The sequence below is a fragment of the Arthrobacter globiformis genome (assembly GCF_003261175.1).
GTDB lineage: Bacteria > Actinomycetota > Actinomycetes > Actinomycetales > Micrococcaceae > Arthrobacter > Arthrobacter globiformis_A.
Genome location: NZ_QLNP01000104.1, coordinates 92,318 through 98,803, shown reverse-complemented (window position 1 = coordinate 98,803; position 6,486 = coordinate 92,318). Strand labels below are relative to the sequence as shown.

Here is a 6,486-nt window from a genome sequence, read left to right as displayed (position 1 = left end):
TGTCGGTGACGGTCGAAAACTGAACCATTGTGACGGTTGAAAACTGAGCCACCCGTTTCAAACGATTGGGTGGGTGATCACTGTGGAGGATTGGGCGCTTATTCGGCGATTGCATCTTGCCGAGGGTGAGTCGATGAGGTCGATAGCGGCGCGGCTGGGGATCTCCCGGAACACTGTTGCCAAAGCGGTTAGTTCTGATGGTCCGCCTGCGTATGTGCGGGCACCTCAGGACTCCGGGATCAAGGCCGTCGAGCCTGCGATTCGTGCTTTGTTGCAGGAGAACCCGCGGATGCCCGCGACGGTGCTCGCGGAGCGGGTGGGCTGGTCGGGGTCGGCGGCCTGGTTCCGGGAGAACGTGGCCAGGATCCGGCCGGAGTATGCGCCGGCTGATCCTGCTGACCGGATCACCTATGATCCCGGGGATCAGGCGCAGTGCGACCTTTGGTTCCCGGAGGTGCAGATTCCCGTTGGAGCAGGCAAGACGCGGGTGTTGCCCGTGCTGGTGATGGTGTCTTCGCATTCGCGGTTCATCATGGCCAGGATGATCCCGTCGCGGATGACCGGGGACCTGCTGGCCGGGATGTGGGAGCTGCTCGGATCCCTGGGTGCGGTTCCGCGGCGGCTGATCTGGGACAACGAAACCGGGATCGGTCGCCGGAACAGTTACGCCGCCGGGGTGGCTGCGTTCGCCGGGGTCCTCGCCACCCGGGTCGTTCAGGTCAAACCCTATGACCCGGAAAGCAAAGGCGTGGTCGAGCGGGCCAACCAGTTCTTGGAGACCTCGTTCCTGCCGGGCCGGGTCTTCACCTCACCGGAGGATTTCAACGCCCAGCTGGCCATGTGGCTGCCGAAGGCCAATGCGCGGCTCGTCAGGCGGACAGGTGCCCGGCCGGCGGAGCTCATCAATGCGGACAAGAAGGCGATGCTGGCGCTGCCACCGGTTCCACCGGTCACCGGATTCACCGCCAGGGTCCGGCTCCCGCGGGACTACTACGTCCGGATGGGGTCCAACGACTACTCCGTCCACCCGCAGGCCATCGGCCGGTTCGTCGAGGTCACCGCCGACCTCGAAACCGTCACGATCAGCCTGGACGGCAGAACTGTCGGAACCCACACCCGGTCCTGGGGCAAGGGCCTGACGATCACCGACCCAGACCACGTAGAGGCGGCAAAGGCACTACGGAAGGCCTTCCAAACCCCTCAGCCGGTGGGTGAGACAGCCGGGCTGCGGGATCTGGCCGACTACGACCGCGCATTCGGGGTCATCCTTGATGACGGGCAGGTCGCCTGATGCCCGCTATCAAGGAAACCGCTGGCCAGATCGAGTACTACTCCCGGGCAATGAAAGCACCCCGGATCCGGGAAGCAGCAACCCGGCTCGCTGATCAGGCCCGGGAAGGAGGCTGGACCCACGAGGAATACCTCGCCGCTGTGCTGTCGCGGGAAGTGGCCGCGAGGGAAGCCTCCGGAGCAGAGATCAGAGCCAGGGGCGCCGGGTTCCCGGCCCGGAAATCACTCGAGGACTTCAACTTCGATCACCAGCCCGGCCTCAAACGCGACACCATCGCCCACCTTGCCACCGGAGCGTTCCTCACGGAAGCATCCAACATCGTCCTGCTCGGACCGCCCGGCACCGGCAAAACACACCTCGCAACCGGCCTGGGCTTACGGGCCACCCAGCTCGGACATCGGGTCCTGTTCGCGACGGCCATCGACTGGGTAGCCCGCCTCCAGACAGCCCACCAGAACGGCAGACTGCCCCAGGAACTCGTAAGGCTGCGCCGCTACCGGCTGATCATCGTCGATGAAGTCGGCTACATCCCTTTCGAGCAAGATGCCGCGAACCTGTTCTTCCAACTGGTCTCATCGCGCTACGAGCACGCCTCGCTGATCCTGACCTCGAACCTCCCGTTCGCCCGCTGGGGCGACGTGTTCGGCGACCAGGTCGTCGCCTCGGCCATGATCGACCGCATCGTCCACCACGCCGAAGTCATCACCCTCAAAGGCTCCAGCTACCGACTCAAACACACCCAAGTCGACTCACTGCCCTCGACAAGACCCGAAAATACGGCAGAATAACCAACGTCAAAGTGGCTCACTTTTCCACCCGCGAAACGGCTCACTTTTCGACCATCGCTGACAGGCTAGGCCTCTTCCATTTCGTGGAGTTAAACGCTGGGCAGGATCGGGCCAAGTCCGACACCGCGCAGGCACAGAGACGTCGTCAGAGTTCCAGCGCTTTCTGGCTCCATGTCGGGTGATGCCGAGGGCTCTGCCGAAATATGTCGGTTGTCGAAGTCTTCGTCTGCTGGATCCCAGACACGTGTCCACAAGGGATCCAAAACAACGTGCTTCTCGAAGATCCCCGCATAGTCACTACGGCGGGGGACCTGTTTCCCCCGCCGCAACGCCGTGCTTCGGTGAGCTGGAGCAGGCTAGTTCGGCGCGCGAATCAATGTGATGACACTTCGGGTACGCGTACCGTTTTCCCAGTACGCGTGACGCATCGACCAACGACGGGCCGGACGAAACCGCCCACGGAGCCACTGATTGCTGCCAATTCGAGGGGTAGAATCTCGTGGCCACCGACTTCCTGAATTCCGGGACTACATCTACATTTCCAGGAGGAAAGTCAGATCCTTGGTTGACTTGATGGATTGCAGTGCTACCTCGGTACGCGCTATGGCATGAAGCGGGTCCTCGCGTCGAAGATGCGCGGCGACTGCCAACCGATCCAGGAGAGCACCAACCAGTGGCCCTGTCGTCCTGATAGTCGCGGAGAGCGCAACTGGTCGTAGCTCGCCCCCATGCATTACAAGGTTTCGATGGCGATACAGCCTTCGAAGTGCTCCAGCCATATACCCTTCCACGCGTCCCAAGACCGCTTGTGGATTTTGCTTGAGCTGGGCGATTCTCTGCACCGCGGCCTGGTCTCCTAGGCTTAGATCGGCAGTGTTTTCGATTTGATCCCAGTGTTGCAACAGCAAGGCGCAGCGACGGACATTGTCGTCCCCGATTTCATCGAGGCTTGATCGAATTTTCGAGTCGAGCGAGGACGATTTAAGCAGTCGGTAGCTCATACGCGTGAATTCAGCACGAGGCCAAGCAGTGGCTAGTATCTTGGCCGCCCGAGTTGCCACAATTACTTTTCCTCCAACGGACTGGTCCGACTCGCCGGGATCGATCAGGAGGGACTCTAGTGCTGCCCATGCATTCGACACGGCTACCGGCGCGGGTGATCCAATCAGATGAGAAGCCAGTTCGAAGGCATCGTCGATCTTGCCGTGTGCGTCGCCGGCCAGGCGGTCCTCGTACAGCAGTCCAGACTTCGCTAGTGACATTGCGTTGATAGCTGGACCACGGGCTCTAAGGGAAATAGGTTTTCCCTTTTCCCGCCACCACTTGGGATCATAGGAAAGCGGCTTGGATACACGGAGAAAGCGAGTCCTGCTCAGCAATCTCTCCAGCTGGGACCGCACTTGCTCAGCGGCCGCGATTTCGTCCCTTGCACAGACTTCGAACCAGAGCCCACCAGACTGATCGCGCGGTGGCTGCTCGCCGATGCTGCGCATTAGTCGGGCCACGTCTGTCGGATCGATCCATGACGAACGTTGTTCCATCAGCGCCCGCTCGGGTACGTCCGACAGGAGGACCCACCCTGTGAACGCAGTGGTTGGGCGGGCAGCCAGACCTCGGAGTTCCTCGATAAGATCTTCTTCACTATTTCCCGAATGTGTGCGAAGAACCTTCCTCAAGTATTCGGGGTGGAATCCCAAGTCAAGAGCGTAAGAGGCCATATAGCGGGAGCCCCGCTCAAGATGGACCGATCCTTTTCTGGCTGCCTCGAACCAACCGTCGAGGTAGTGTTCAGCCACGTACTCGGTAATCCGCTCAAGTTGTCGGCGGCGCTGGCTGGCGTAGTTCAGCGGTTGCTTGAGAATTGCCTCAAGCTGAGCCCTGGTCGCTGGGTTTGCTAATCCTTGGTCACGCCCAAGCTCTGGCAAGAGGCTGGACCTTAACCATTGCACCGCCGAGTCGGAGAGCACCCCTCTAACAGACCAGCTCGACGCTTCCACAAGCTCTTGTAGGGCCAGCACAGTTCCTGTGTGCCATACCCGCCTGTCCCACGGCGTCCAAGCCTCTATCTGCTCCAAAACACGTGCCTGCAGCAGGTTCGTTACCATTACACCCCTCAAACTTTGATATGCCCCCAATGGGCGCTACTATCGTGACAGGTCCTATGGACCGAAAGCTAAGGCCGGGGAGCCGCGTTCGATGAACGCCGCTCCCCACGCCTATTTAAGAGGACGGGGTCATCTGTTGCCCGCACCGGCGGAAACACGCTGAATGGAGTCACTCGGCGCGACGCCCGTTTCTTTCCCTAGGACTAGGGTTTTGCAGCATTCGCTCCAGAATTTCACGGCCACCGATAACAGTGCACTGATAATTGACGAACCCAAGGACACTCCGGAGTCTCCTTGAATTCCGGCGACGACCCGAAAAGAGCGCGGCGAATGCCGCCCTCAACGCTGCGCACTACGGACGTAGGGCCATAGACGCAAAGTGTGGAGTTGGAGGATATGCCCCCTTACCGCACCAAATGAGCGCCGCTTCGGAGCAAAGATCCTAAGCCTAGCCAAATTCGGGTCTTTCGTTCGTTAACGGCCCAGTAGGCTGGCTTGCTTATTAACCTCGTGGAGGCATAAATGATGCATCTGATGAGATACGCAGGGCTCAGCTTGACATAAGACCGGTTATCGGCGTTTAAGTAGAACGAGTTGCGAGAACTCGTCTTATCCGCCTCAGCCGGCCTGCATCGGAGGCTCAGGCGGTCGGCAATCACAAGGTAGGCCGCGGCGCGAAGGGATCGCCAGAGGTAACAGGCGAATCCTTCCGCCCTGAAGAGCCAGCATCCTGGAACCGCTGTGCGGCGCACCCTGTGCCCCCAGCGAAAGGCAGAGAGCTGGAAGGTGAGAAAGACCTATTCGAGGCGTGCCTCTTTAGGGGTTGCGAGTCACTGCGTTCCCTTCAATCCCCGACGTCCGGGTGCTAACGTGAAACGACGAAGCGACTGTGATACAGATCGCGTGCAGAGGGGATCGTCATGGCTGAACGAGGCAATACAAAGCACGGGCAAGAGCTGGATGACCAGATGAAACACGAAGCCCAAGGAGTGGTCCACGGTAATCAAGCCGCTCACGTGGAGGAAGCACGCGAAACTGAACCGTTCGTGGATGACACTGACTCCGCCGAAATCAGGGATGCGCTTAACCCTGTGGCAGCTCCCGACCCTGTCATTGACGAGGAGGGAGAGCAGTGACGGGGAGCTTGAAGCAATACGCCGACTTATACCGTCTGCCCGGCCCTTGGTGCAGCGCCTATGTCAGTGCCGGAACTGGAACTGTGGACACGCTGGAAGCTTCCGACGTCATGCCAGGAAACGTCCGCGCCCAACTCGAGGCGCAGGGTGCAGCCGCGCCGGACTTGGACGCGATGGCGCAAGCTATCGAGCCGGCAGCAGGCGTCCCCGCTCCGGTCGCCCGCTTTGTCTTGGTACACGACGGCAAGGCAGAAATAAATGAGGTGCTCCCGGGAGAGCTGGTGCTGCCGGAGCGAGTGACAGTGGATCCCGTTCCCGATCTGTTGCCCTTGGTGAAGCACCGGCCTGAAGAGTTTCCCTATGTGGTTGCCGAAGTGAGTCGCGAGCACGGCGAACTCAAGTTGTATTACGCCGGCGCCGGCGCCCCGGAGAGCTCACGGGAGGTTCAGGGAAGCACAGAACATCTGCACAAGTTCCACGGTGGGGGCTGGGCGCATCTCCGGTTCCAGCACCACACTGAAGACGTTTGGCGCCGTAATGCCGATGAAGTGGCCGGCGAGATTGACAGGATCGTCAGTGAGAGCGGCGCCCGACTGGTCGTACTGGCCGGAGACATCCGGGCCCGTGGGCTTGTGCAGGATCAACTGTCCAAATCTACCCAGACCCTGGTCTCGGTGGTCGACTCGCATACCCATACGGCAGGTGCGGACGAGACCCTGCTCATCGACCAGGTCAACCAACGTGTCGCCGAGCAGTGGGCGGCGGAGCAGCAGGCTCTTATGGACCGGTTGGCGATGGAGGAAGGGCAAGCCAATCCGGAGTCGGCAACAGGCATCGGTGCTGTGATCCATGCCCTGCAGCAGGCTCAGGTGGAGGTCCTAATCCTGGATGATGCTGCGCTGGCCGAACGGACCCTGCTTGCGCTTGACGCCGAACCTTGGGTTGCCACCGCTCAGGAGGAATCCCTCACGGCAGGTATCTTGGGAAAGGCTCCGGCACCCGCTGCTCTGCTCCGCGCAGCGGCCTTGACGGACGCACGGGTTCTGCTGGTCCCCGGCCCCGTCCTGCCGGATGGAGTTGACGTTGCAGCCCTGCTGCGTTGGTCGACCGGTCCGGTTGTACCTTCTTCTGAATAGTTCGCAGATAGATAACCCTGGATCGGAAGG

The 6,486-nt window shown here is 60.7% G+C and carries 5 protein-coding genes; 4 read left to right on the top strand and 1 reads right to left on the bottom strand.

Annotated elements, in window-relative coordinates; all coding sequences use genetic code 11:
• Positions 1–73 precede the first annotated feature (73 nt).
• Together istA and istB are read left to right on the top strand one after the other, a co-directional pair.
• Complete coding sequence (gene istA / locus DBZ45_RS20785; protein ID WP_111904276.1) at positions 74–1,291, top strand: IS21 family transposase; 1,218 nt, start codon at positions 74–76, stop codon at positions 1,289–1,291.
• Positions 1,291–2,079 carry an IS21-like element helper ATPase IstB gene (istB, locus tag DBZ45_RS20780; RefSeq protein ID WP_111904277.1) on the top strand — a complete coding sequence of 263 codons (789 nt, stop codon included), beginning with the start codon at positions 1,291–1,293 and terminating at the stop codon, positions 2,077–2,079. The genes istA and istB overlap by 1 nt, the downstream gene beginning before the upstream one ends.
• Before the next feature lie 533 nt (positions 2,080–2,612).
• On the opposite strand, the gene DBZ45_RS20775 is transcribed toward istB, so the two are convergent.
• Positions 2,613–4,184, bottom strand: coding sequence for a hypothetical protein (locus DBZ45_RS20775; RefSeq protein WP_146617547.1), 1,572 nt, complete (start codon positions 4,182–4,184; stop codon positions 2,613–2,615).
• 968 nt (positions 4,185–5,152) lie between these two features.
• Here DBZ45_RS20775 and DBZ45_RS20770 point away from each other — a divergent pair.
• Both DBZ45_RS20770 and DBZ45_RS20765 read left to right on the top strand, forming a co-directional pair.
• Positions 5,153–5,320, top strand: a complete 168-nt coding sequence (locus DBZ45_RS20770) for a hypothetical protein (protein WP_223257200.1) — start codon at positions 5,153–5,155, stop codon at positions 5,318–5,320.
• An 83-nt stretch (positions 5,321–5,403) separates the two neighbouring features.
• Entirely contained in the window at positions 5,404–6,456 is a 1,053-nt protein-coding gene (locus tag DBZ45_RS20765; RefSeq protein WP_223257199.1) for a baeRF2 domain-containing protein, read from the top strand.
• The last annotated feature ends 30 nt before the right edge of the window (positions 6,457–6,486 follow it).